Origin of the sequence: Priestia sp. YIM B13491, assembly GCF_042787605.1 — a bacterium.
GTDB lineage: Bacteria > Bacillota > Bacilli > Bacillales > Bacillaceae_H > Priestia > Priestia megaterium_E.
In genome coordinates, this window is sequence record NZ_JBHZOR010000002.1 from 636,790 (window position 1) to 661,303 (window position 24,514).

Sequence of the window (24,514 nt, forward strand, 5' to 3'; positions counted from 1 at the left end):
TTTTGTAAGTAAATGAAATATTTTCTTAATTTTATTTTAAGTATGTTTTTTTAAAATGAAAAGCAATTCCTTTTTAACCATACTTTTCCTCCAATGATTTTACTTTAAAATGATTCTTTTTTCACTCATTATTTTTTCTTCCCAATAAGCAAAATGACCTGTTATCTTCTTTATAAATAGACCTACAACCTTATTGACAAAATTAATGAGTCTTTGTTACCCTTATACACGTTGTGAAAAATTTAAAAGTGAATGTTAAGGAAAGCAGCCGTTTTGATGAACGATCAATCAAATCAGGTTCTTTCCTTTTTATATTTTTACTAAGGTAGATACTTTGCTAAATAAAGTTTCGCTTTATACACCGTGTCCTCTTTGTCATAGGCGCACTTAGACCGAAAACAGACGGAAAGGAGTATAAAATGTTTACTCAGCTTACAGAAAAAAACCAGAATGCAGAAGAACTAAAAGAAACACTTGATGATTTAGAGTTTCAGCTATTTCGCATGCAGGATAATTTAAAAGAAATTGCTAAAAAGTATGAAGTTATTGGCGTCGATCAGCCTGAAGATAATCAGTTAGTTATTGTATCGGCACAAAATGACGGAAACGCATGTAAAATTATGCTAAACGAATGCACAAAAGCTTATAGAGGGGCTTGGGATTTTGCTATCGACGGCGTATATGAAGATAATCACACGATTTTTATCGGTGATATTAAAGGGCCTGCTAATAAAGGATATGGCTCTGTATGTATGAATTATTTAAAAGAAGTAGCGGTTGATCAAAATGTTCATGTCATTAAAGGCGATATCGCTGAGCGCGACTGGGATCATCTCGAAAGATTGATTCATTTTTATGAAAAACATAACTTTGAGGTGAATATCGATTATACGAATAAGTGCGGAGAAATTGAGTGGACTCCAGCTTATCAATAAAAAAAACGAACAGACAGCGTCTGTTCGTTTTTTATTTGATATATGCTAAGCTTTTTTTAATGCTGCTAAGAGGACTTTCTATACAGTGATCTTGTTCAACGATCCACCATTTTACGCCTGCTCTATGTCCTTCTTGCATTACAGCCTTTACATCTACTCCTCCGGTACCAAGAGGAGCAAAAAATTGCTCGCCGTCTGTTGTCATATCTTTTAAATGAATAAAAGGCGTACGATTTTGATAATGCTTCATCCACTCCACTGGATCTTCGCCTGCTTTAGTCAGCCAATAAATGTCCAGCTCTACGTTTACCTCAGTTTCTTCTAAGATTGTTTGGAGAGCTGACTTTCCAGTTGACAATTTCTTCAGCTCAAAATCATGATGATGATAGCTAAACGACATACCTTCTTTTTTACAATACACGTAAATAGAATTTAAAGAATCAATAAGTTCGTAATACCCTTTTTCCGTTTGACGTTCAGGCATTAAATAAGGACAAACAATATGTGAATTTCCAACTTGCTGTTCAAAGTGAATCACTTGCTCTAAATTAGATTCTAATTGTTCAAGCGGCACATGACTAGAAGCCGGCTTCAGCTGTAAATCCGTTAACCATGCTTTTACTTCTTTTGCTGTATATCCTTCGTACCCTGCAAATTCTACCCCTTGATATCCTAAAGCAGCTACTTTTTGAAGCGTTCCTTTAAAATCTTTTTTCGTTTCTTTACGCAGCGTATAAAGCTGAACTCCTACAGGTATTTCTTCCATCTTCTCTCCCCCTGTTCATTGAGAAAGCTCCTATAATAGGAGCTTCTGCTTTTATTTTACTGCACTTCCAAGCATTCCTGAAATAAAATGACGCTGAAGTGCCAGGAAGAAAACAATGATTGGAATGGTTGCAATCGTTACTCCCATCATTACTTGACCGTAATCAATAATCGATAACCCAATTAAGCTTGAAAGAGCAACTGGCAATGTAGCCATTTCGTTAGATGTAGTCGCAACTAGAGGCCACATAAAGTTATTCCACTGTGTCATAAATAAGAAAATAGCTGCTGCAGCCATAGCAGGCTTCATAGAAGGAAGCACAATAGTTAAAAAGATTCTCATCTCTCCAGCTCCGTCTAAACGAGCTGCTTCAATAAGTTCCGTTGGAAAAGCTAAAAAGTTCTGACGTAATAAAAAGATAGCAAACGGAAAGCACAGCTGCGGAACAATAAGAGCAAAATACGTATCAAGCAAATTAAAATTCGACATCAGCTGAAAAAGCGGAATGAGCGTTGCTTGATATGGAATCATCATAGACAATAAAAGCGTAGTGAAAATTGCGTTTCGACCTTTGAATTCAAATTTAGACAGCGCATATGCGGCTGTGGAGCAGACCATTAAAGCTACAATCACATACACGACTGAAACAAATACTGAGTTAAAAAAGACGCGCCCTAAATCAATTGAAGCATTTAAATTTTGTAGATTTGTCATAAATTGATCGCCAGGCTTCAGCGTTGGAGGGTTTGTAAACATTTTTCCTGATTCATTCGTAGCGCCGATAATCATCCAGTAAAAAGGAAAAATAGAAATAATCGTGAACAGCCCAAGCATGCTGTATAATCCTATTTTGCGCATGATGTTACTTTTCTTTTTAACTTTAGGCACGGTAGCTACTGCAGTTGCTTCTACTCTCTCTAATACACTCATGATTTATCACCCGTAAATTTAAATTGGAAGAACGTTAAAATACCAACTAATAATACAACAACGTACGCAATAGCTGAAGCATATCCAAAATCAAAGTATTTAAAGCCATTTTGATAAATATATAAGCCTAGCGTCATCGTGGAATCAGCAGGGCCGCCTTTTGTTAAGTTAAAAGGTTCGTCAAACAATTGAAGCGTGCCAATTGTTGATAAAATAGTAGCAAATAAGATAACGGGTTTTAATTGTGGAACCGTTACGTGGAAAAACTTTTGAATTCGGTTTGCCCCGTCTAAATCAGCTGCTTCGTAAACTTCATGAGATAAACTTTGAAGAGCTGCTAGAAAAATAACCATGTTATAACCTGTCCATCTCCAAGTCATCGCAACGATGATTGAGACTTTAGCCCAGAATGGATCTCCCAGCCACTGAATGGCATCAATACCAAAAAAACCTAAAATAGTATTCATTATTCCTTCATCTTGAAGAATGATTGAAAACAAAATAGAATAGGCAACTAGTGACGTTACTGCAGGCAAGAAAAATGAAACTCGGAAAAAACCTTTTAGTCTTAAAAGCTGACTGTTTAACGCGTTAGCTAGTACAAGTGCTAATAAAATCATTACGGGCACTTGAACGATTAAAATAATGCCGGTATTTCCAAGCGCTTTCCAGAAAATATCATCTCCGAGCAATCGTGTATAGTTTGATAACCCGGTAAATACATACTTTCCGCCTTCCATGCTCTGAAAGCTTAGAATAAAAGATGAAAAAATAGGGTAGATGGTAAACAGCGCAAACAGCAAAAGTGCTGGAGCAATAAATAAGTAAGGCAACGATTTATTTGTCTTCATGATGACCTCCTAGTACCGCAAGAAGAAGAGATAGAAGGCAATTTTCTAAAAATCACCTTCTATGCTTCTTGATTATTTTTGAATTCGGTTTTCTAAGCGTTTTTGAGCTGCTTCAAGCGAGTCTTTAACGCCTTTACCATTTGTTACTTCTGACACAGCTTTGACTGCTTCACTGTTTGCAACTGAGTAATTGCCCGTAAAGTTAACCGGCTTAATATCTTTCATTTCATCTGCGAATGTTTTCCAAATCGTTTGATTGCTAAAGTACTCATCTTGTGCAGTGAATAATTTTGAAGAATATACGGTATTTAATGATGGGAATAATCCGCCCTTCATCGCTTCTTCTTGAACTTTATCCGTTGTTGAGAAATACTCCATAAATTTGTACGCTTCATCTGCTTTTTGACTAGTTGCTGAAATCACATAGTTGCTTCCGCCTAAGTTAGAAGCACGGTTGCCTCCTTCTTCAAACGAAGGTAATAAAAACACTCCCCATTTTCCTTTTAAATCTGGAGCCTGCTGCGTAATAGAACCTGATAGCCAAGCACCAGATGGTGAACTTGCTACTTTACCTTCTGCTAAAGCACTGATTGAAGCATCCCAGCCCACTGTATTTTTAACAATGCCTGCTTCTTTTAACTTCTTATTTAACTCCATTGCTTTTTTCGCTTCTTTAGAAGTTAAATTCAACTTTCCTTTGTTATTAAAATAGAACGTACCTTGCTGTGTCAGCGTCATTCGGAATAAGCCATCGTCATTATTAAAATCTAAACCTAGTAAATCAACGCCAACTTTTTCTTTAATTTTCTTACCAGCCGCAATGTAATCATCCCATGTTTTGATACTGTTTGGATCTACGCCTGCTTTTTCAAAATAATCTGTGCGATAGAAAACGCCTGTTGGACCTGCATCAAACGGGAAGCCGTACATGTCCCCATCCTTTGATAAAAGAGTTTTCTTAAACTCTGGAAACTTATCTTCTTGCTTATCAAATCCTTTTTTAGATAGGTTTAAAAATGCATTTGGAAATGCATCCAAGTATCCTTGGAAACGATCGTCTTCTACTAATACAATATCAGGAAGGCCTTTTCCGCCAGCTTGCAATCCTGTTGTTAATTTTGAATAAACGTCTTCACGTCCCATATCCACTACTTTTAATTTAAATCCTGGATTCTCTTTTTGGTATTCTGCTGCTGCTTTCTTTAATACCGGTACGTTAATATTCCAAGCCCATGCAACAACTTCTTTTCCACCGCTACCACTTGTTTCATTAGCGGACTTTCCTCCGCATCCTGCAAGTACTAGGGTTAAAATGAGTGCAAAACTGATTAAACTAAACCAACGTTTCAATGAATACCCCTCCTATAATCTCGTCTCCTAGTGTGGCAAGTTTTTTTGTAAACGCTCATGACTCTTTCTCAAGAGAATTATTGAAAAATAATTCTGTATATTGAAAGCGTATACAATTTACTTAATCTAAATTATATGAATGAATACCCTTTTCCTCAATGGTAAATATAAAAGGCAAAAACCTTACATTTTTGCCTTTTTCTAAATTGATTTTGTTATTATGGTTTCTATTAACTTTTTCGTTCATGAAAAAAAGCGAATGTACTGTCGTTGTTGAAACAGAACACAATCGCTTATTTAAAAAAATCCAATGTATACTATTTTTTTGCTACATAAGTAACACTTTCTTGCTTATTTGGGACGTTCTAAGGAAAATAATTGCCCCAATTTACTATAGTTAGAACCCGCAAGTCGGCTGACTGGCTTCACACGTTCTGCAGAAACGCGATCGTTTTCTATCACTTTTTCACTAATATGAAACATCACAACTTCACCGATAAACAAATCTGAGCTGTATGCCTCATCCGTTCCTAATGGAACAATTTGGTGAAGCTTACACTCCATCCGAATGCTGGCTTCTTGAATTCCGGGAACCTGCACTTTTTTGCTCGGTGCTAGTGTTAACCCTGTTTCTTCGACTTCACTCACGGAAGAAGGATAAGAAGATGCCGCTTGATTCACTTGTTCCACTAAGTTTTCGTCTACAAGATGAACTACAAATTCTTTAGATGCACTAATATTTTTTGCCGTATCTTTCGTCATTTGACCTTCACTTCTCGAAACCGAAACGGCAATCAGCGGAGGCTCTGCCGCAACTACATTAAAGAAACTAAACGGTGCGGCATTCACTACACCGTCATCATTTTGACTTGTAACAAACGCAATCGGCCGGGGAATGACGACCCCTGTTAACAAATGATAATTGTCTTTTGCACTTTGTACCGCTGGATCGACTATCTTCATTTTACACACTCCTTTTCTTCCATTTACTTTATTGTATGGTAACGAAAAGAGTATAGATTAGCTAGCAACTTGCTCACCAAATATGCAAAAAAGAGATTGAGACATACCTCCATCCACCTAATCCGAAGACAAACAAATGGGAGTAATGAGCTGGTATCGATCACTTGTGACACCACTGTTGATTTCCATAGAAGGCTTCGCTTTCCGCGGGCGACCGATGAGCCTCCTCGTCGATTACGGGCCTGCGGGGTCTCATCACTTCTGTTTTTCCCTCAGGAGTCTTCGCCTTCCTCTCCAATCAACAGCTAGAAGCAACTAACTAGATGAAACCTACGTTCACTACAACAATGAAAAAATCCGAACGATTCATCGTTCGGATTTTCCTGCAACTAAAATATTTTCAGCCTTTTTCTTTAATTTAACACCGTGATTTTCACTGTACGACGTCCGAATGCTTTTGCAGCTGACTCAGAAGGTACTAATACATCAATTCGATATCCTTTAATCGCACCGCCCGTATCACCTGCTGTTGCCACTCCGTATCCTTCTACATATACTTTTGAACCTAATGGAATAACGGATGGATCTACCGCAATAATTTTATGAGTGCCTGAACTTACATTTTGTCCAGTCGCTGTTACGCCGCTACATCCTGCACAATTAGCTGTATAAGCTGTTGCTTCTACATACATTTCTTTTCCAGAATGCTTTTGTGTGCTTTCTTCTTTTTTCGTTTCTTTTGCTTCTGAAGAAACGGCTGCTTTCTTCTCTGTAGCAGCAGCTGTTTTTACTTCTTGTTTTGGCTCTGTTTTTACTTCTTTTTTAGCCGTTGCCAGTTCAGCTTGACGCTTTGCTTCTGCATCAGCCTCAGCCTTTTCAGCTGCCTGCTGTTTTGCCACTTGCTCAGCTTGCTTTTGAGCTGCTTCTTTTTCTTTTGCAATCTTATCTTGAATGCCTGTTAATTCAGACTGAAGGTTTGCTTTTTCTGAAGAAGCTGCATCAATTTCATTTACGACCGTGCTGTACTTTTCTTGCATAGTTGTTAACGTTGCTGTTTGTTTGGCAACGTTTTTATCTAATTCAGCTTGTTTAGCCGCTAAGCTACCTTTTGCTGCTTCTAATACTTTTTCTTGCTTATCAATTTCTTTTTTATCTTTTTCAATTTGATCTAAATCATTTTGATGCTGCTTTAAAATATCATTATCTGCTGACAATAACGTTGTGACAGCACCCATACGTGCAACAAAATCTCCAAAGTTATCAGCATTCATTAATGTATCAATAACAACACTTGTTTTATCGTCTTGCTGCAAAGCAACTAATCGATTTTCAATAATATCTTTACGACTTAACACTTTTTCCTGAAGCAAAACAATTTCTTTTTTCTTTTTCTCAATCATTTTGTTCGCTTCTGAAATCTGCTTTTCAGTCGATGCTAACTCTTTTTTATTGCTAGAGATTACTGTATGTAATGAATTTAATTGTGATTGAATGTTTTGAACATCTGAATTGATAGACTGTTTCTCTTTCTCTTTTTGTTGAACAGCCTTTTCTGTTTCTTTAATTTTATTTTCAGTACTCTGGAGCGCTTCTTCATTCGATTGGGCGTGAGTCTCTGTGATGCCGGTCATGAAGAAAATTCCTGTGACTGCTGCAAGAGTCATACGCTTAAAAATTTTCATAAAGTAATAGTCCCCTTTCCTCATAGACATAGTTATACCATAAAAAACTATCTGTTTATGTTACAATACAGTTAAAAGTTTCCCATAATCTGTATAACCAAGAATCTCTTTCTGGGAATTCATCACCAGAATCCCTTGATAGAGAGGTTTACTGTTTATTAAAAAAGATATATTTTTGTCATAAACAGGGCAAAATTACTCTTTAAAAATAGAAATAAACGCTTATTATTACAGGTATATTACAAATTTTTCACAGAAAATTATGTGTTTTACCGTCTTTTTTCGGTGTTTTTTACTTTTTATTACATAAATTCCACCTACATAATTCCTACACTATTTATAAAGTTGTGACTTTTTCACTTCTTTTTTACACTTTACATACATAAAAAGACGCCCATAAATCAAATGAGCGTCTTTTTTCTACACATGTATAAAACCATTATTTGTCAGAGGTTACTAGTTTTAAAGGCACTGGAATTTGCTTATCTACCTTTTTGCCTTGAAGAACATTTTTAGCAGACTTTACGGCAAGTTTACCGATTAAAACAGGCTGCTGAGCTACAGTTGCTCCTAGCTTCCCTTCTTTTACCGCTTTAATTGCATCGTCGTTTCCATCAAACCCTACTACTAGCACATCTTTTCCTGAGCTGTTAATCGCTTGAATAGCTCCTAATGCCATTTCATCATTATGAGCAAATACGGCTTTGATCCCAGGATTTCCTTGAAGAACATTCTCCATAACGTTTAAGCCTTTTGTACGGTCAAAATCAGCCGACTGTTTAGCCGTAATATCTAGCTTTTGATCCGCAACGTTGTGGAACCCTTTTCCTCGTTCACGAGTTGCTGAAGCTCCCGGCACGCCTTCAAGTTCTGCTACTTGAGCTTTTTCCCCTACTTTTTTCACAATGTAATCAGCAGCCATTTGACCACCTTTTACATTATCTGAAGCTACCAGTGTTTCTACTTTTCCTTTTTCTGCTGAACGATCTAGCGTAATAACTGGAATGCCTACATTATTAGCCGATTGTACAGCTGTTGAAATAGCAGCTGAATCCGTTGGGTTAATAAGCAGAATGTTAACACCTTGCTGCATTAAATCTTCTACATCGTTAATTTGTTTGGCTGAATCATTTTGAGCATCTACTACAACTACTTCCATGCCCAGTTTTTTTGCTTCTTTTTGTACCCCTTCTTTTAGCGAAACAAAGAACGGATTGTTTAACGTAGAAACGGATAAACCAATTTTAATATCTTTTAAATTTTTACTTTCAGATGGTTTCGCCCACTCAGGAGGCTGAAGTGAACAAGCCCCTAACAGTAATAATGAAAATGATAATAGCACGAGCCAAATTTTCTTCATGCTTTTCCCTCCTAAGCTGACTTTTTGCGATCAATTAATACCGCGATTAAAATAACAATTCCTTTTACGACCATCTGGTAAAATGACGAAACGCCGAGTAAGTTCAAACCGTTGTTTAACGTTCCGATAATCAGCGCACCAATTAACGTTCCAACAATGCGTCCACGTCCTCCAGAAAGGCTTGTTCCACCCAGTACTACTGCAGCGATAGCATCTAACTCGTAAGACGTACCTGCCGTTGGCTGAGCAGAGTTCAAACGAGAAGTCAAAATCGCTCCTGATAGCGCTGCCAATAATCCTGCTAGTGAGTAGATCATAACCTTAACTTTTGGTACTTTAATTCCTGAAATAAATGCTGCTTTTTCATTTCCCCCGATTGCATATGTTCTGCGGCCAAACGGCGTTTTATGCAAAATCACCCATAGGACAGCAAACGCTAGTACCATCGTAATTGCCGGAACAGGAATACCTAGAAAATAGCCGCGGCCAAATAACTGGAAGTAATAGTTTTCGCCTAAGCCCGTAATCGGATTTCCATCTGTATAAACAAGCGTTAACCCTCTAAAAATTGTCATCGTCGCTAGCGTTGCAATAAACGGCGCCATTTTTCCTTTTGTAATAAGCAAGCCGTTAATCATACCCATTACAGCTCCTAACACACATCCTATTAAAATAGCTAAAATAGGATCTACACCTGACACAATCATACCTGCCATTAACGCACTTGATAAAGCAAGTATAGAGCCAACCGATAAATCAATTCCGCCTGTTAAAATGACAAACGTCATACCGAATGCAATTAAGGCATTAATGGCTACTTGACGCAGCAAGTTTAAAATATTTAAAGGTTCTAAAAAGCTTGGATTTAAAATCGATACAATGACAATAAGAATAAATAGACCTAGTAACGGACCTAGCTTTTGCATCACGTTATCAACGCGATTTTCTTTTATCGCTGTGTTTGCTTTCATTTTACTGACCTCCTGTTGCAAATGTCATAATTTTTTCTTGAGTTGCTTCTTCACTTGTCAGTTCACCCGTTATTTTTCCTTCATGCACAACCAAAATGCGATCGCTCATGCCGAGCACTTCCGGAAGCTCTGAAGACACCATGATAATAGCCACGCCTCTGTCTGTCAGTTCATTCATAAGCTGATAAATTTCACGCTTTGCCCCGACGTCAACTCCTCGAGTTGGTTCATCTAAAATCAGCACTTTTGGTCCAATGCCAATCCACTTGGCAATCACTACTTTTTGCTGATTGCCTCCCGATAAGTTACCCGCACTCGTCTCAGACGACTCGGTTTTGATCGTTAAACGTTTAATAAGTAAATCTACAAATTGCTGCTCGCTTTTTTGTTCAATAAAGCCTTTTGGCGAAAAGCTGAATAGACTTGGAAGCGCAATATTTTCTCGAATAGAAAAATCCAGGACGAGCCCTTCTGTTTTACGATCTTCTGTAATGAACCCGAGACCTAATTTAATGGCTTGGTCGGGCTTTGTGATACTGACCCGTTTGCCATTTAATATAATTTCGCCTTTTTCTAATGGATCAAGCCCGAAGATAGCGCGCATAATTTCGGTTCTGCCAGCTCCCATTAGCCCCGCAACACCGACAATTTCTCCTGATCGCACTGAAAAATGAACGTCATGAAATACACCTTTTCTCTCCAAGCCTTTTGCTTCAAATACAACGTCTCCTTTAGGAGATGTCCTAGCAGGAAATCGATCGGTTAGCTCTCTTCCTACCATTTTGCGAACCACGTCATCGAAGCTGGTTTCTGGAATCGGCTTTTTGTCTACCGTCTGTCCGTCACGCATGACCGTAATGGAATCACAAATAGCAAAAATCTCTTCCATACGATGTGAAATATACACAATCGATACACCTTGTTTTCGCAGCGCATTAATTACGTCAAATAACTTTTGAATTTCTCTCTCAGTAAGCGCTGCGGTTGGCTCATCCATGATAATGACTTTTGCATTCGTCATCAGCGCTTTGGCTATTTCAATCATTTGCTGCTGTCCGACAGAACAAAGTCCCGCTTCTTGATCAAGAGGAATGGTCACAGCTAATTTTTCAAACTGCTTCTTTGCTAACGCTTTCATTTCTTTTGTTTTTAAAAAACCTAAAGGCGTTTTTAATTCTTTGCCGATAAATAAGTTCTCAAGCACCGTCATTTCAGGCCAAACGTTCAGCTCTTGATGAATAAAGGTAATTCCGTTTTGTTCTGCTTCTTTTGGATTTTGAAAATACGTCTCTTTGCCATCAATCAGAATCTGCCCTTCATCTTTTTTATGAAGGCCGGTTAAAATATTCATCAGCGTAGATTTCCCCGCTCCATTTTCCCCCATTAGTGCGTGAACTTCACCTTCATGTAATTCAAAATCCACGCCTCTTAGTACACGGTTTGCTCCAAAGGCTTTATGAATCCCTCTCATTGCAATATGCATGCTGTTCACCTCTTTTAAAAAATAACTCCCGCTTGTAAAATACAGTTTGCATAAGGAGTTGCTTCTCCTGTACGAATCACAACTTTCGCTTTGCTTGTCAGCATTTTTAATTGTTCATGCGATACTTCTTCTACTAAGATGTTTTGCTTTTCCATCAACTCGTAAGCCTTTTGATTTCTGTCTTTCATCTCAGAAGCAATCACTATTCTTTCTGTAGCCATATCTTCTAACACAGCTACTACTACATCTTCAAAGCTAGGCACTCCTAGCTTTAAAGATAAATCAATTTTAGGCACATCACTCGGAACAGGTAACCCTGCATCTGCAATGACAATAGTGTCTGTATGACCTAGATCTGTTAGTATTTTCGTAATATGACTGTTAATCATTCCGTGACGTTTCATTTACAGACTCTCCTCCACTTCTTTGCGAGTCGGCATACCGCCTTGTGCACCAAATTTAGTGACGGATAGCGAAGCTGCGCGATTAGCAAACTGAATTCCTTTTTCAAAACCCATTCCTTCGGCAAGTGCCACAGCAAGCGCTGCGTTAAATGTATCTCCTGCTCCTGTTGTATCAATCGTTTCTACTTGATAAGAAGCAACCAATACTTCTTTCTTGCCGTTAAAATAGCGCACACCTTGTTTTCCTTCTGTAATAAACAATTTATTTGGATACTGTTTTAATACTTCTTCTTTTTCTTTTCCTTCAAATAAAAGCTCTGCTTCATGTTCATTTGGAGTGATGTAAGAAACTTGTTCAATCACTTCTGCTTTTAATGGTCTTGCAGGCGCCGGATTTAACAAAAGCGGTACTTTAAGTTCCTGACAAAGCTCAGCAACATATTCAACCGTTTCTTCTGGAATCTCTTGCTGAATAAGTACGATATCCGCTTCTTTAATTTTTTCTTTTGCTTTTTCCACGTAGTCTGGAGTAATATAATCGTTTGCTCCTTTGACGACTACAATGCTGTTATCTCCTTCAGCGAGTATAATGTGCGCTGTTCCGCTATCTGAATCTGTAACCGGTTTCACATTTTCCACAGATACACCGTTTGATTTGAAATTCTCCAGGATTGCTTTTCCGTAATGATCTTCGCCCACACACCCAATCATACTCACATCAGCTCCAAGACGGGCTGCTGCAACAGCTTGGTTCGCTCCTTTTCCTCCCGGAACGGTTTTGAATGATTCTCCTAATACTGTTTCTCCAGCTCCAGGACGAATATTTGATGTTACTACTAAATCCATTGATGAACTTCCAATCACAGTTACTTTAGCCATGTTCCTCAACCTTTCGTGTCGTATTTCGTTCAATAAACGTAACGGGTAGTTGTACTTGCTTTTGAATTAAAGGTTCTTTCTTAATGCATTTCATTAACAGACCTGCTGCTTGCTTGCCCATTTCATAAGCAGGCTGACGAATTGTAGACAGCGCTGGAAACGAAAAGCGGCTTTGCGGAATATCATCGAAACCAATTACTTGCAGATCATCAGGCACGCTTTTTTCTAATCGAAACGCCTCGTGTAAAACGGCTGTGGCTACAATGTCATTACTTGCAATAATCCCGTCCGTTTCAGGGTACTTTTGAAAGATTTCCTTTGCCCATTTCTGCGCATCGTCAAACGCTAGAGAATTTGTATTTAATACGTAAAAGTCTGCATCAGACTGACTCAAAACAGACAGAGAGCCTTGAAAACGTTCCTGAGCAGGCTTTACATTTACTGGACCTTTGATAAGTGTAATTCTTTTACTTCCTCTTTTGATTATTTCTTCTGCAGCAAGTTTTCCACCTTCAAAACCATCAGCATAAACGGATGGATACTGATCAGAACTTCTATCTAAAAACACGACGGGAAATGTAAGACCTTCATATAGTTTCTGAGCTAGACTTGTTGTTGCCGTGATCATCCCTACTACATGGTTTTGCGTAAACGTTTGGAGATAAGTTAATTCTTTCTCTAACTGCTCATCACTATTGCCAAGAATTAAACGAAATCCATGGCTATGTACTTCATCTTCTATTCCTCGTGCAAGCTGAGGGAAAAAAGGGTTTGTAATGTCTGGAAGCAAGAGACCAATCAAACGAGATTCACGTGTATAAAGCGAACGGGCTACCTCGTTAGGGCTGTAGTTTAATTTTTGAATTGTATTCATTACTCGCACACGCGTGTCTTCTTTTACATATCCTGTACTGTTTAAAACGCGCGAAACGGTCGCAACGGACACGCCTGCTTCTTTTGCTACATCGCGAATTGTTACCACTTTATTTCCCTCCCTTCATATATGTAACCGTTTACACAAATGATACCATGGAAAAGTGAAGTTGACAATCTTTTTATTAAAAAAAATCACTTCATTAAGAAGTGATTTTTCTTTCATTAGATATTAGCGTCTAGTTTCTTAAATAATTTCAAAAATTGCTCTTGATCTTTCGGTTCATAGCAAGAAAAGAAATGAGCAATCATCTTTTGCACAATTTCATTTGCTTCTTCAATCACTTGTTCACCTTTAGCTGTTAACTCAATGTTTACTTTGCGGCGATCCTCTTTAGAGTGATAGCGTGAAACTAACTCTAAGTCTATTAAACGATTAATAACAGGAGTAATTGCACTAGGCTTGACGCGCATCTCTTCTGCCAGCTTGGTTACTCCAATGTGACTGCACTTACCGATAATTAATAAGATATGATATTGAAAAGGTGTAATCCCTTGTGAAAGTAACCTTTCTTTTATCTCTGTCATTACCTTTTTGTTAAGGGATATCGAAATTCTCTGGACCTCTTCAATAAATGTGAGCTGTTCCATGTTTTGACGTCCCCTTTCTTATAATCAGGGAGTCGATGGTTAACATGTCAGCCCCCTGCTGCACTCCAAGCAAAACCTAGCCTGGGGAGAGCGGCTGGTTTCGCGGAATGCTTATAACCTATTTTCTATCTATTTTATTCCGTACTATTATAATAGAAGAAACTCATTCACTATCGTTTTTCTTAAACGATCTTAAAGCCTTACGAAAAGCGTCATCATTCATAACGTCACGTTCTTCTTTTGTAAAAACCGTGTCGTCTTTTTCGCCTTCTCTAAACTTTTGCAGCACTTGACGATACATATCATCGTTCATGACATCTTTTTCTTTCTTATGTCTAGATGTTCTCGTTTCCGTCTTGGCCTGTGGCTCTTTTGGCTCTTCTTTTGGTGCTTCTTTTGGTGTTGCAGGTTTTTTTTCTGCCACTTTTTTCTCTTCTACTTTTGGCTCTTTAGGAGCATTTGAAGCAGCCGCTTCTTTTTTAGGTGGAACTGTACGCTGGCGCTTAGAAGATGATGCTTTAGCATTCATTGTAATAATTAGTACAACCAGAATCACAGCTACAACGATCAGTAAAATACCTAACATACTGTCACCTACTGTCCTTGTGTCATTCGTTTAGTCACTTGAACAACACGTTCTCCTAACGCTTTACCTAGCGCTTGGTCGTTCTCTGTTAATAATTCGTCACCTTCGATTGGACAAGTAATTCCCACACCGTAATAAGTACCGTACAGCGCATTTTCTGGAATGTTACCTGGTAAGCCAGCGATAACCATTCCTTGATGAAGCATCGGTGTGATTAAATTTAAAAGCGTTGCTTCTAAGCCACCGTGCGTTGTAGCTGTTGTACAGAACACCGCACCTACTTTATCAATTAATTTACCTTCTGCCCATAAATAACCTAATTTATCAATCCACGTTTTTAACCCTGAACTGATTGTTCCAAAATGCCCTGGGCAGCCCCAAATAATAGCATCCATTTCAGGCAGTTCACGTACATCTGCTTCTTCTACATGCTTTACATATACAGTTGCTTCTCCAGACAGCTCGGCGCCAGAAGCAATCGCTTTTGCTAATGCTTCTGTATGTCCGCCTTCACTATCATATACGATACAAATTTTCATCCTTTATCCCTCCGTTGCTTATGAGTTCATATCTTTTGGTGCCGGTAACATACGAATATCGTCTGTTGTTTCTTTTTCTGTCTCTTCTACTTCTACTACTGCATCTTTACGAACATCACGTAGGAAGAAACTTAAAATCAATCCAATAATGGCAATAATAACTGTCCAATAAAACGCGTCGTTAATTCCTTGCACAGTTGCTTGCGCTTGAACTTTTCCAGCTAATGTTGTTAAAGCTTGTTTTTGCGCCTCTGTTTGAGAAAGGTGAAGCGTTTGAGCAATTTTTTGCACAAATGCCTGGAAGTTATTCATAAAGAATGGATCGGATGTAGTCATGGAACTGCTCATTTCATTCACATGATATGTTGTGCGATTTGTAAAGATTGTAGTCATTAAACTGATACCGATTGAACCACTCACTTGACGAAGCGTGTTCGCCATTGATGTACCATGGCTGCTTAATTTTGCCGGCAGCTGATTTAAACCAGCCGTCATAATTGGCATCATCAATAATGACATACCGAATGCACGGATCATATAAATAATAACAATATGACTAAACGGTGTTTCAAGCGTTAATTTTGTAAATTCAAATGTTGTTACAACCGTAATCAACATCCCGACAATCCCTAGTGGACGCGGTCCTAATTTATCAAACAGCGTACCAGAAATTGGTGACATAACTAACATAACAAGTGCACCGGGCAAGATTAATAAACCTGAATCAAATGCTGAATAGCCACGAATGTTTTGCAAGTAAATTGGCAATAAGAACATACCAGCATACATACTAATTGTAATGGCAATACTAATGATATTAGATAATGAGAAAATACTGTATTTAAATACTCTCACATCAAGTAATGGACTCTTAAGTCGAAGCTGCTGCACGACAAAGATGATTAATAAGACAATACCGCCAATCATCGTTGACAATACAACTGAATCCGTCCAGCCATCGTTTCCAGCTTCACTGAAGCCGTATAGAAGTAAAGCCATACCTGCAAGAGATGTAAACACAGAAATTAGATCTACTTTTACATTTTGAGGTGGTTTAATATCTTTTAATTTAAAAGCTGCAATAATAAATACGAGCGCACCTAGTGGCACCATTCCCGTAAATAAAATGTGCCAGTCATAGTTTTGAATAACCCATCCTGAAAGCGTCGGTCCAATTGCCGGAGCGAACATCATGGCTAAACCAAAGATACCCATTCCTTTTCCGCGCATATGAGGAGGGAAAATAAATACGATAATGGTCATAACTAGAGGTGCTAGCACTCCGCCTCCGACTGCTTGAACAAGACGTCCGATTAGCATAATCGAGAAAGTCGGCGCAATTCCGCAGACAAGTGCCCCTATTGTAAAGCAGGCCATTGCAAATAAGAATAAGCGACGAACTCCAAAACGTTCAATTAAATAGGCTGATAATGGAATAAGTGCACCATTTACAAGCATGTATCCTGTAAGCAACCACTGTGCCGTATTAGCCGTAACGCCAAACTCTGTAATCAGATGCGGGATCGCAACATTTAGCAGCGTTTGGTTTAAAATTGCTAAGAACAATCCAAGCATAAGTACGACTAGCAGCGGAATATGCTTTTTAACTGAGCTTTCCTCTGGTTGTATCGTGTTTGCTGACATCAGTTCCTTCCTCCTTTCTTCTCTTCTTAATCATGTACGTTCTTAGTTTTTAGAGATTTTAACTTCTGCGTTCATACCTGGTAGTACGTTTTCAGAGTAGTTAGAAATAGAGATTTTAACAGGAACTGTTTGTGATACTTTCGTATAGTTGCCGTCTGAATTAGAACTTGGCATTAATGAGAAAATTGAGTTTGTTGCATAACCGATTTCTTCTACTTTTCCATCGATTGTTGTTTTAGTATCTCCGTCAACTGTTACATCAACGTCATCGCCAGCTTCAATATCTTTTAATTTGTCTTCTTTAATGTTTGCAATGATGAATAAGTTATTCATATCTACTTCGCTAGCAATTTGTTGACCAGCTTGAACCATTTGATTTTCTTTTACCTGTGTTTTGATGATTTTACCGTCTTCTGGTACTGTAACTGTTTTTTCTCCATCTTCTGATTGGATTTTAGCTACCTCATCATCTTTTGAAACATCTTTACCTTCTTCAACGTTCCAGCTTGCTACTTTACCTGCTGCTGGCGCTACTACTGTATAAAGGTCGCCGGACACTTTTGCATTGTCTGTGGATACATAATTAGATTTTTGAATATAATAGTATCCCCCACCAATAATTAAAGCTAATACTACAATAATTCCGATAAAGTTCATTAAAATTAAACGCCCTCTTGACATTTATTTTACCTCCTTAATATTTCATTCAGTTAAGTATTACGCTAGATAACTTTATCACAAAGATATTTAGTTGTAAATAACTTTGATTTTAATTTATTTTTAAAACTAAACATTTATGTTTCATAAAGTTTTCCCGACTGAATACTTTACTACATCTTTAACTGAAATACAACTTAAAAGTTTTGGTTTCTTTACAAGTACTTTACTTTACTTTAAAGTTAGATATATAAGCATAGGGTTATACACAAAAACAGCTTCTTTTTTTGGAACAAACTCCCTATATACATAAACCACAATAGGTAACTAGCAGCAATTGTTTAACACCTATAATGATAAAGAAAAGGTGATTATAATGGATCAGCAGTTAATAGATAAACTAGAAAAACTTGACCAAGTTAAAACCTCATTATTTGAACTCAAGCGAAAGCTCTTGGAAGATAAAATCAGTGAGCAGCCCTATAATTTGACCATTACGAAATTTTTAATTCTAAAATTCATTGGAGTCAGCTCTAAACGTATGGTAGCCGAAATTTCTTCAAATCTAAAGCTAACCTCCGGGGCTACTACCATTTTATTAAATCAATTAGAAGCTGATGCACTCATTAAGCGCGTACGTGACCAAAAAGACCGCCGAATTGTATGGATATCCTTAACAGAGGCTGGCGAAACATTAGTGAACTATGTAATTGAGCAGCGGAATTTATTTTGGCAAGACATGCTTTTTGCTCTAACTCCTGAAGAACAGGATGAGTACCTCCGCATGCTTGAAAAAATGGAAAAACGAATTAGACAAACTGTAGATCGTTAATGCTAAAAAGCGTGTGTTCATTTATTTTATGGACACACGCTTTTTATGACCCGCTACTATTGACGAGTTTAGTAAGCTTTTTGTTTGCTGTCTTTAAAATTCAGGATTATTTTTCAAAAATCCACTCCAAGCCTGTGCTGTAGCTTTCTCAATTTCTTCTTTGGAAGCATGAAGCCTCTTAGCGCTGTCTCCATAGCCAATTTCGATTTTACCTTTTTTCAATTCTTCAAATATCGAATCGGCAAAGTCATCAAGCGGTGCTCCAAATGTATGAAGTCCCGGTCCTCCCAAATCCGTGTTCACGGCTGGAGGAAGAATTTCTATCACTTCGGTATTTGTTTCTTCTAATTGATGTCTTAGACTAATCGTAAACGACCTTAATGCCGCTTTTGTTGCGCTGTAGATTGGCACCCATGCTCCAGGTGTTAAAGACAGCCCGGAAGTAACGTTAATAACCGCAGCACCTTCTTGCTGAACGAAATGAGGAATCAATAACGACGTTAAATGAATAGGAGCACTTACATTACTCATTAGTTCTTTTTCGTAATACTGCCACTCTTTGTGCATGTGTAAAAGATTTACGCGCTGCTGAATGCCTGCATTATTCACAATAACATTTAATTTCGGGAATCTTTCAGTCGCCCATTTTACTAGCTCTACTCTGCTTTCTTCTATTGATACGTCGCACACTTTTGTATGTACTGAAGGGAATTTTTCTTTTGCTTCTTGCAGCTTTGACTCCCTTCTTCCACAAATAATAACTTCATTTCCTTCATTTAAAAACCGTTCTGCAAGTGCCAACCCAATTCCAGACGCTCCGCCCGTAATTAAAATAGTGTTTCCTGACATCTTCATTACTTTTCCTCCTCGTTCAACCATCACATTTATTTTTTAATAAACAAAGCGCTACTGCATGAATGACAATAGCGCTTTGTTTATTATTTATCTTACAAGACGTTTTAGTCTTGCTTTAAAAGTCAAAGTTATCTGGATCGGGACCTACGCGGTGATTTTGATTTAATGCGTTAATTTTTTCAACTTCTTCTGCATTTAATTCAAAATCAAATACGTCTGCATTTTGGATAATACGATGTTCTTTTGTTGACTTAGGAATAGTTACTACTTCGTTTTGCAAGTCCCAACGTAAGATAACTTGAGCAGTTGATTTTCCATGCTTTTCAGCAATTTGAGTTAACACTTCGTTATCAAGCAGCTCACCTTGTGCAAGCGGTGACCATGCTTCCACTTGGATTCCTTGTTTTTTGCAGTATTCACGCACTTCTGTTTGTGTTAAAAGTGGATGAAATTCGATTTGGTTTACCATCGGCTTGACTTCTGCGTCTGCAATTAAGTCTTCTAAATGATGAACTTGGAAATTTGATACGCCGATTGCACGAATTTCCCCATCTTTATAAAGCTTTTCAAGTGCTTTCCACGTATCTTTATACTTGCCTTCAACTGGCCAGTGAATTAAGTATAAATCTAAATATTCAAGACCTAGCTTGTTTAAGCTTGTTTCAAACGCTTGAATAGTTGTGTCATATCCTTGATCTGCATTCCACACTTTTGATGTAACAAACAGTTCTTCGCGAGAAACACCTGATTCTTTGATCGCTTGTCCCACGCCTTCTTCATTTTCATAAATTTTAGCCGTATCAATGCTTTTATATCCAGCTTTGATTGCATATTTAACTGAATCTACAACTTCTTGACCATCTTCTACTTTATAAACACCTAAACCTAACCAAGGCATTTTAACGCCGTTTGCTAAGGTCGTCGTTGACTGTAAGTTTTCCATGTTGCTGTTCATCCCCTTTTTTTACTATTGAATTATTCGTAAAGAGTAATTGCTTGTGAAATTTGTTCTGCGCACTGTTTAACAAGTGCAGCATGTTCTTCGTCTTTCTCTTGTGAAATACGAAAGGATGGACCTGATAAAGCAATAGCCGCCATTATTTTTCCTTTTCTGAAAATAGGGGCTGCAATACAGCGAACGCCCGGCTCCCGTTCTTCATCGTCGACAGCATATCCTCTTTCCTTACTTAAAGCTAAATCAGCTTCAAGCTTGTCCAGCTCGGTGATCGTTCGATCTGTATAAGCTTCAAGCGAAAGTTCATGAAGAATAGATTTTTGTACGCTGTCCTCTTGATAAGCAAGAATACACTTTCCAATAGCATTTGCATGAAGCGGCTTTTTATTTCCTACTTCAGAATGCGTACGAGTGCTATATTGCCCGTTAACCACCTGAGTTGTAACCATTTGTTTATGATGGAGAATTCCCGCATAAATGGTCTCTTTGGTCTCTTCACTCAGCTTCTGCATAGCAGGAACAGAGAGCCAATTCATTTCATAGTTCGTATGCATCGTATTTTGCACGAGTGCCAGCACCAGTTGCGGTGAAACCGTATAGCGGTTAGACGGGTTTCTTACAATAAATCCGTTTTGCTCAAGCGTGCTCACAAGACGATACATCGTACTCTTATTAAAACCGAGCGCTTCCATCATTTCTGGAATAGTCATATTCGGACGGTTTAAAAGCAAAGAGAAGATATCTAATCCTTTTTTTAAAGTTCCAACCTCGGACATGCCCTTCTTCCTCCTTTTATCCGAACAACAATTTTATTATAAAACAAAGCTCTTTATCGTATCAAATAAGGAAACTACACTAAGTTATTTTCCCTATATAAGAGAATACATAACGTGATTGTTCTTCTTAATCTATTCCACTGTTTTTTCTATTTAAACATAAAAAAAGTCTTAACAATAGAATTTTTTTACATTTTTTGAAATTAGTTTTGCTTTTCACTCGTTAACTTCTTCAAATCGCTTCAGCTGCTCCAGCTGATTTTCCTTTTTCATAATTTCTTTCTGACGCTCACCTAGTAAATCGAAATGAGGATAGCCGGATCGATTATCAATATACTTAGCGGGAATACCGTACTTTTTTCCCCACTTAATCAGCTTATTTAAGTCACTGCAACCTACTTTTGTTACGGTAGTTGCATGTGGAAAACGCTCATCAAGCCAATAATGAGTTAAAAACGCGATCTCTCCTCGCTTAACAGCTGCTTTCCATGCGTTTAGTTCCGGGCGTTTAATTCCAAATGCCATTCTTTCACCTTTTCTCTTTTATATAAGTAGTTACATTATTTGTTTACTATAAAGAAAAAATATCATTCATATAGAAATCTTTCATAATATCTTGTCTATTTATAACCATCTCTAAATAATAGCTTATTTTCTCAACCTGTTTCCTCTCTAAGCATTATTGTGTGCTTATGATTCTATCATCATCTTCTTTTCTTTTTCAAAAGATCAAACAAACAAATAACGTTTAAATAATAAAGAAAAGCCTTATATATATAAGAAACTAAGGATTAATTTCAACATTTCTTTTGCGAATGATTTTTCCTTTGTATTAAATGTTGTTCTTTTTTTATTATGTCAGTATGCATTTATTACGAACCTTCAGTATATTAAAAAACCTACACAGTTACCATTCTCACAAAAAGACAGAATTTACTTTTTATTCCGAAAATAATATAATTCAAGTGATATGAAGCTTTTCGCTTCATCTATTTATTATTAAAGGGGGAATTCTGCTTGGCGATGAATGAAAATTCTTTAAAGAAGGTAAACAATGCTTCTTCCTCTCCTGATTACACAGAAATTGTACAGTCTGCTTCATTTCAAAAGCTTTTAAAACAAAAACGCAATTTTATTTTACCGCTCTCTCTGTTTTTTCTTGCTTTTTATTTTACCTTGCCTATCTTAACGGCTTACACAACCGTCCTAAACAAACCAGCTTTTGCTTCTATGACCTGGGCCTGGGTATTTGCTTTTGCACAGTTTGTGATGACCTGGACCCTATGCATTCTATACACAAAAAGAGCCTCGAAATTCGATGAACTTGTTGACACGATTAAAAAAGAAGCTGCAAATTAAATAGGGGGTTAAATCAATGAACGTACTAGCTTTTTCACTTTTTTTAGCCATTGTAGGTCTTACGCTAATCATTACGTATGCGGCATCCAAGCGGACAAAAACGACCAGTGACTTTTATACAGCAGATGGAAGTTTAACCGGCTGGCAAAACGGTATGGCAATTGCCGGAGATTATATGTCTGCTGCATCATTTTTAGGCATAGCTGGAATGGTAGCGCTTTCTGGGTTTGACGGTTTTTTTTACAGCATCGGCTTTTTAGTTGCTTACCTGGTTGTGTTATACGTTGTAGCTGAACCACTTCGCAACTTAGGAAAGTACACGATGGCAGATATGATAGCAGCTCGTTTTAACGAAAAGAAAGTGCGGGGAGTTGCTGCGTTAAACACGATCACCATTTCCATTTTTTACATGATTGCGCAGCTTGTTGGAGCAGGAGCATTAATTCATTTATTACTTGGTCTAGATTACGTATACTCTGTCTTGATTGTCGGCGTCTTGATGACGGTTTACGTTGTATTTGGAGGAATGACAGCGACTAGCTGGGTTCAGATTGTCAAAGCCTTGCTTCTGATGATTGGTACGTTCATTATTTCCATTATCGTATTTTCAAAATTTGATTTTAGCTTAGCTAAAATGTTTTCCGAGATGAAAACTGCAACTCCTCTTGGTGACGGCTTTTTAAATCCAGGAAATAAATTCAAAAATCCGCTGGACATGATTTCGTTGAATTTAGCTCTTGTTCTTGGTACAGCAGGCCTGCCTCATATCCTTATTCGTTTCTTCACAGTAAAAGATGCCATCACCGCAAGAAAGTCTGTTATTTATGCAACGTGGATCATTGGCGTTTTTTACATTATGACAATCTTTTTAGGATTCGGTGCTGCTGCTTTTGTAGGATATGATGATATTATCAAAGCAAATGCAGCAGGAAATATGGCGGCTCCTCTGCTCGCTCAAGTTCTTGGCGGAGACTTTCTTTTTGCGTTCGTTTCAGCTGTAGCATTTGCTACAATTTTAGCTGTTGTAGCTGGACTGGTGCTCTCAGCAGCTTCAGCATTCGCGCATGACTTCTATAGTCATATTCTGCGTAAAGGAGCTGCTACTGAAAAAGAACAGGTAGTGGCTGCACGATGGGCTTCTATTGGGGTATCCATTTTATCTATTATTCTTGCATTATTTGCTCAAAACATGAACGTGGCATTTTTAGTGGCACTTGCCTTTGCCGTAGCAGCGAGCGCTAACTTGCCAATTATTCTTCTCACTATTTTTTGGAAACGTTTCAATACAGCAGGAGCAGTTACGGGGATGCTGGTTGGGCTATTCAGCTCACTATTTTTAGTTGCCATTAGTCCAAACGTGTGGGCACCTGAGCCGGGAGCTGCTATCTTTGTAGGCGAACCGCTCATCACGCTAACAAACCCTGGTATTATCTCTATTCCTCTAGGCTTCTTAGCTGCTTTTGTAGGAACACTTCTTTCGTCTAAAAAAGCAGACGAAAAGAAATTTGATGAAATTTTAGTAAAAGCAAATACAGGTATGGGAATCGAAGAGCCTGTCAAACATTAATGCCAAAAAGCCTTGAAGCAGGTTGCTTCAAGGCTTTTTACTAGAATAAATCTTCTTGTAAACCAATAGCGGAAATTTGTTCATTTCTAAACTTTACAGCTAACATATGCTCTTCTTCCCACGTACATTCAAAAAACAAACCAAGTTCTCTTGTATCATGAGGTGCTTCAGGAACAAAGATTTGAATACACTCAACTAAAAAACCGATGTCTTTTCGCTTTTTTACATTCGGAACTAATAAGTCTACTACGTCTTTTTCAACTTGAGTTCTGTATTCATCTCGCACCTGCTGATAATAATCAAAAAGAGCTTTTTCCGTCCTCTTTAACAATAATTCACCTTGAAGCCAAAATGCTTGAAAGGCCTCTTCTTGTCGTTTTTGAAATGGCTTCTCTTTATCTCCATCAATTGTCAGCAACACCTGTTGTTTTTGTCCAAAGAAAGTGACCTGTTTTTCTCCAACCCAGGCCGAGTCATATAACAAAGATCCAAAAAGCGGATGATGTACTCGTAATGTTTGATTCATTGCATACCTGACCCTCTCAAAAAGTGGATTTCTGCTTGCATTGGCGTATAATAAATGGTGCTTGAAACAAACTTCTAAACTTATTCTATGTTACCATATTTTTTACAGAAAGGAGTGCCA

The 24,514-nt window shown here is 37.9% G+C and carries 26 protein-coding genes; 4 read left to right on the plus strand and 22 right to left on the minus strand.

Translation table 11 applies throughout. The features are described from left to right. Positions 1-419: 419 nt before the first annotated feature. On the plus strand, positions 420-935 hold the full coding sequence (locus ACFX4E_RS09275) for a GNAT family protein (RefSeq protein ID WP_013055642.1): 516 nt from the start codon (positions 420-422) through the stop codon (positions 933-935). Between the two features lie 31 nt (positions 936-966). On the opposite strand, the gene ACFX4E_RS09280 is transcribed toward ACFX4E_RS09275, so the two are convergent. From ACFX4E_RS09280 to ACFX4E_RS09360, 17 genes are all read right to left on the minus strand, one after another. Beyond that, positions 967-1,701 carry a sugar phosphate isomerase/epimerase family protein gene (locus ACFX4E_RS09280; protein ID WP_208756056.1) on the minus strand — a complete coding sequence of 245 codons (735 nt, stop codon included), beginning with the start codon at positions 1,699-1,701 and terminating at the stop codon, positions 967-969. A gap of 51 nt (positions 1,702-1,752) precedes the next feature. After that, complete coding sequence (locus ACFX4E_RS09285; protein ID WP_013055640.1) at positions 1,753-2,559, minus strand: carbohydrate ABC transporter permease; 807 nt, start codon at positions 2,557-2,559, stop codon at positions 1,753-1,755. Positions 2,560-2,627: 68 nt separating this feature from the next. Continuing rightward, positions 2,628-3,482, minus strand: a complete 855-nt coding sequence (locus ACFX4E_RS09290) for a carbohydrate ABC transporter permease (RefSeq protein ID WP_014461372.1) — start codon at positions 3,480-3,482, stop codon at positions 2,628-2,630. A 72-nt stretch (positions 3,483-3,554) separates the two neighbouring features. Further along, positions 3,555-4,832, minus strand: coding sequence for an ABC transporter substrate-binding protein (locus tag ACFX4E_RS09295; protein WP_028407641.1), 1,278 nt, complete (start codon positions 4,830-4,832; stop codon positions 3,555-3,557). A 351-nt stretch (positions 4,833-5,183) separates the two neighbouring features. Continuing rightward, a complete protein-coding gene (locus ACFX4E_RS09300; protein WP_025749707.1) occupies positions 5,184-5,795 on the minus strand; it encodes a flavin reductase family protein in 612 nt (203 codons plus the stop codon). 413 nt (positions 5,796-6,208) lie between these two features. Further along, a complete protein-coding gene (locus ACFX4E_RS09305; protein ID WP_025749708.1) occupies positions 6,209-7,477 on the minus strand; it encodes a 3D domain-containing protein in 1,269 nt (422 codons plus the stop codon). A 439-nt stretch (positions 7,478-7,916) separates the two neighbouring features. After that, positions 7,917-8,837 carry a ribose ABC transporter substrate-binding protein RbsB gene (gene rbsB, locus ACFX4E_RS09310; RefSeq protein WP_013055634.1) on the minus strand — a complete coding sequence of 307 codons (921 nt, stop codon included), beginning with the start codon at positions 8,835-8,837 and terminating at the stop codon, positions 7,917-7,919. A gap of 11 nt (positions 8,838-8,848) precedes the next feature. Then, the gene (rbsC, locus tag ACFX4E_RS09315) at positions 8,849-9,808 is read right to left on the minus strand and encodes a ribose ABC transporter permease RbsC (RefSeq protein WP_025749709.1); all 960 of its coding nucleotides are present in this window, start codon (positions 9,806-9,808) and stop codon (positions 8,849-8,851) included. Between the two features lies 1 nt (position 9,809). Continuing rightward, on the minus strand, positions 9,810-11,291 hold the full coding sequence (locus tag ACFX4E_RS09320) for a sugar ABC transporter ATP-binding protein (protein WP_050689236.1): 1,482 nt from the start codon (positions 11,289-11,291) through the stop codon (positions 9,810-9,812). A 14-nt stretch (positions 11,292-11,305) separates the two neighbouring features. After that, entirely contained in the window at positions 11,306-11,695 is a 390-nt protein-coding gene (rbsD, locus tag ACFX4E_RS09325) for a D-ribose pyranase (protein ID WP_060744915.1), read from the minus strand. Then, on the minus strand, positions 11,696-12,574 hold the full coding sequence (gene rbsK, locus ACFX4E_RS09330; protein ID WP_060744914.1) for a ribokinase: 879 nt from the start codon (positions 12,572-12,574) through the stop codon (positions 11,696-11,698). It lies immediately after the preceding gene. Then, on the minus strand, positions 12,567-13,556 hold the full coding sequence (locus ACFX4E_RS09335) for a LacI family DNA-binding transcriptional regulator (protein ID WP_013081939.1): 990 nt from the start codon (positions 13,554-13,556) through the stop codon (positions 12,567-12,569). Before ACFX4E_RS09335 ends, rbsK begins: the two co-directional genes overlap by 8 nt. Before the next feature lie 116 nt (positions 13,557-13,672). After that, entirely contained in the window at positions 13,673-14,098 is a 426-nt protein-coding gene (locus ACFX4E_RS09340) for a MarR family winged helix-turn-helix transcriptional regulator (RefSeq protein ID WP_013055628.1), read from the minus strand. 163 nt (positions 14,099-14,261) lie between these two features. Next, the gene (locus tag ACFX4E_RS09345) at positions 14,262-14,684 is read right to left on the minus strand and encodes a hypothetical protein (protein WP_060744913.1); all 423 of its coding nucleotides are present in this window, start codon (positions 14,682-14,684) and stop codon (positions 14,262-14,264) included. Between the two features lie 8 nt (positions 14,685-14,692). Further along, positions 14,693-15,223, minus strand: coding sequence for an NAD(P)H-dependent oxidoreductase (locus tag ACFX4E_RS09350; protein ID WP_014461382.1), 531 nt, complete (start codon positions 15,221-15,223; stop codon positions 14,693-14,695). Between the two features lie 18 nt (positions 15,224-15,241). Beyond that, positions 15,242-16,867 carry a DHA2 family efflux MFS transporter permease subunit gene (locus ACFX4E_RS09355; RefSeq protein ID WP_028407633.1) on the minus strand — a complete coding sequence of 542 codons (1,626 nt, stop codon included), beginning with the start codon at positions 16,865-16,867 and terminating at the stop codon, positions 15,242-15,244. A 42-nt stretch (positions 16,868-16,909) separates the two neighbouring features. Further along, positions 16,910-17,548 carry a biotin/lipoyl-containing protein gene (locus ACFX4E_RS09360; RefSeq protein WP_013055624.1) on the minus strand — a complete coding sequence of 213 codons (639 nt, stop codon included), beginning with the start codon at positions 17,546-17,548 and terminating at the stop codon, positions 16,910-16,912. A gap of 352 nt (positions 17,549-17,900) precedes the next feature. Here ACFX4E_RS09360 and ACFX4E_RS09365 point away from each other — a divergent pair, with 352 nt between their 5' ends. Then, on the plus strand, positions 17,901-18,356 hold the full coding sequence (locus ACFX4E_RS09365) for a MarR family winged helix-turn-helix transcriptional regulator (protein ID WP_043980161.1): 456 nt from the start codon (positions 17,901-17,903) through the stop codon (positions 18,354-18,356). Between the two features lie 93 nt (positions 18,357-18,449). Here ACFX4E_RS09365 and ACFX4E_RS09370 read toward each other — a convergent pair whose 3' ends face one another. The 4 genes from ACFX4E_RS09370 to ACFX4E_RS09385 form a co-directional block, all read right to left on the minus strand. Continuing rightward, a complete protein-coding gene (locus ACFX4E_RS09370; protein ID WP_060744912.1) occupies positions 18,450-19,211 on the minus strand; it encodes an SDR family oxidoreductase in 762 nt (253 codons plus the stop codon). A gap of 115 nt (positions 19,212-19,326) precedes the next feature. Continuing rightward, positions 19,327-20,154 (minus strand): aldo/keto reductase, encoded by an 828-nt coding sequence (locus ACFX4E_RS09375; protein WP_377237366.1) that lies wholly within the window; start codon positions 20,152-20,154, stop codon positions 19,327-19,329. A gap of 32 nt (positions 20,155-20,186) precedes the next feature. Further along, complete coding sequence (locus ACFX4E_RS09380; RefSeq protein WP_043980166.1) at positions 20,187-20,942, minus strand: IclR family transcriptional regulator; 756 nt, start codon at positions 20,940-20,942, stop codon at positions 20,187-20,189. A 216-nt stretch (positions 20,943-21,158) separates the two neighbouring features. Further along, on the minus strand, positions 21,159-21,467 hold the full coding sequence (locus tag ACFX4E_RS09385; RefSeq protein ID WP_013055618.1) for a hypothetical protein: 309 nt from the start codon (positions 21,465-21,467) through the stop codon (positions 21,159-21,161). Between the two features lie 498 nt (positions 21,468-21,965). On the opposite strand from ACFX4E_RS09385, the gene ACFX4E_RS09390 reads away from it, so the two are divergent. Together ACFX4E_RS09390 and ACFX4E_RS09395 are read left to right on the plus strand one after the other, a co-directional pair. Beyond that, positions 21,966-22,301 (plus strand): DUF485 domain-containing protein, encoded by a 336-nt coding sequence (locus ACFX4E_RS09390; RefSeq protein ID WP_034275644.1) that lies wholly within the window; start codon positions 21,966-21,968, stop codon positions 22,299-22,301. A 16-nt stretch (positions 22,302-22,317) separates the two neighbouring features. Continuing rightward, a complete protein-coding gene (locus tag ACFX4E_RS09395) occupies positions 22,318-23,868 on the plus strand; it encodes a solute symporter family protein (protein ID WP_028407628.1) in 1,551 nt (516 codons plus the stop codon). A gap of 40 nt (positions 23,869-23,908) precedes the next feature. On the opposite strand, the gene ACFX4E_RS09400 is transcribed toward ACFX4E_RS09395, so the two are convergent. Beyond that, complete coding sequence (locus ACFX4E_RS09400; protein WP_013055615.1) at positions 23,909-24,394, minus strand: DUF6985 domain-containing protein; 486 nt, start codon at positions 24,392-24,394, stop codon at positions 23,909-23,911. Between the last annotated feature and the right edge of the window lie 120 nt (positions 24,395-24,514).

Bases quoted from the DNA above. Each gene is read 5' to 3' on its own strand.
- ACFX4E_RS09320 (WP_050689236.1), bottom strand. From the start codon at position 11,291: ATGCATATTGCAATGAGAGGGATTCATAAAGCCTTTGGAGCAAACCGT.
- ACFX4E_RS09345 (WP_060744913.1), bottom strand. From the start codon at position 14,684: ATGTTAGGTATTTTACTGATCGTTGTAGCTGTGATTCTGGTTGTACTA.
- rbsC (WP_025749709.1), bottom strand. From the start codon at position 9,808: ATGAAAGCAAACACAGCGATAAAAGAAAATCGCGTTGATAACGTGATG.
- ACFX4E_RS09380 (WP_043980166.1), bottom strand. From the start codon at position 20,942: ATGTCCGAGGTTGGAACTTTAAAAAAAGGATTAGATATCTTCTCTTTG.
- ACFX4E_RS09355 (WP_028407633.1), bottom strand. From the start codon at position 16,867: ATGTCAGCAAACACGATACAACCAGAGGAAAGCTCAGTTAAAAAGCAT.
- rbsD (WP_060744915.1), bottom strand. From the start codon at position 11,695: ATGAAACGTCACGGAATGATTAACAGTCATATTACGAAAATACTAACA.
- ACFX4E_RS09305 (WP_025749708.1), bottom strand. From the start codon at position 7,477: ATGAAAATTTTTAAGCGTATGACTCTTGCAGCAGTCACAGGAATTTTC.
- ACFX4E_RS09280 (WP_208756056.1), bottom strand. From the start codon at position 1,701: ATGGAAGAAATACCTGTAGGAGTTCAGCTTTATACGCTGCGTAAAGAA.
- ACFX4E_RS09365 (WP_043980161.1), top strand. From the start codon at position 17,901: ATGGATCAGCAGTTAATAGATAAACTAGAAAAACTTGACCAAGTTAAA.
- ACFX4E_RS09390 (WP_034275644.1), top strand. From the start codon at position 21,966: ATGAATGAAAATTCTTTAAAGAAGGTAAACAATGCTTCTTCCTCTCCT.
- ACFX4E_RS09385 (WP_013055618.1), bottom strand. From the start codon at position 21,467: ATGGCATTTGGAATTAAACGCCCGGAACTAAACGCATGGAAAGCAGCT.
- ACFX4E_RS09285 (WP_013055640.1), bottom strand. From the start codon at position 2,559: ATGCGCAAAATAGGATTATACAGCATGCTTGGGCTGTTCACGATTATT.
- rbsK (WP_060744914.1), bottom strand. From the start codon at position 12,574: ATGGCTAAAGTAACTGTGATTGGAAGTTCATCAATGGATTTAGTAGTA.
- ACFX4E_RS09300 (WP_025749707.1), bottom strand. From the start codon at position 5,795: ATGAAGATAGTCGATCCAGCGGTACAAAGTGCAAAAGACAATTATCAT.
- ACFX4E_RS09275 (WP_013055642.1), top strand. From the start codon at position 420: ATGTTTACTCAGCTTACAGAAAAAAACCAGAATGCAGAAGAACTAAAA.
- ACFX4E_RS09350 (WP_014461382.1), bottom strand. From the start codon at position 15,223: ATGAAAATTTGTATCGTATATGATAGTGAAGGCGGACATACAGAAGCA.
- ACFX4E_RS09360 (WP_013055624.1), bottom strand. From the start codon at position 17,548: ATGTCAAGAGGGCGTTTAATTTTAATGAACTTTATCGGAATTATTGTA.
- ACFX4E_RS09375 (WP_377237366.1), bottom strand. From the start codon at position 20,154: ATGGAAAACTTACAGTCAACGACGACCTTAGCAAACGGCGTTAAAATG.
- ACFX4E_RS09370 (WP_060744912.1), bottom strand. From the start codon at position 19,211: ATGAAGATGTCAGGAAACACTATTTTAATTACGGGCGGAGCGTCTGGA.
- ACFX4E_RS09290 (WP_014461372.1), bottom strand. From the start codon at position 3,482: ATGAAGACAAATAAATCGTTGCCTTACTTATTTATTGCTCCAGCACTT.
- ACFX4E_RS09340 (WP_013055628.1), bottom strand. From the start codon at position 14,098: ATGGAACAGCTCACATTTATTGAAGAGGTCCAGAGAATTTCGATATCC.
- ACFX4E_RS09395 (WP_028407628.1), top strand. From the start codon at position 22,318: ATGAACGTACTAGCTTTTTCACTTTTTTTAGCCATTGTAGGTCTTACG.
- rbsB (WP_013055634.1), bottom strand. From the start codon at position 8,837: ATGAAGAAAATTTGGCTCGTGCTATTATCATTTTCATTATTACTGTTA.
- ACFX4E_RS09400 (WP_013055615.1), bottom strand. From the start codon at position 24,394: ATGAATCAAACATTACGAGTACATCATCCGCTTTTTGGATCTTTGTTA.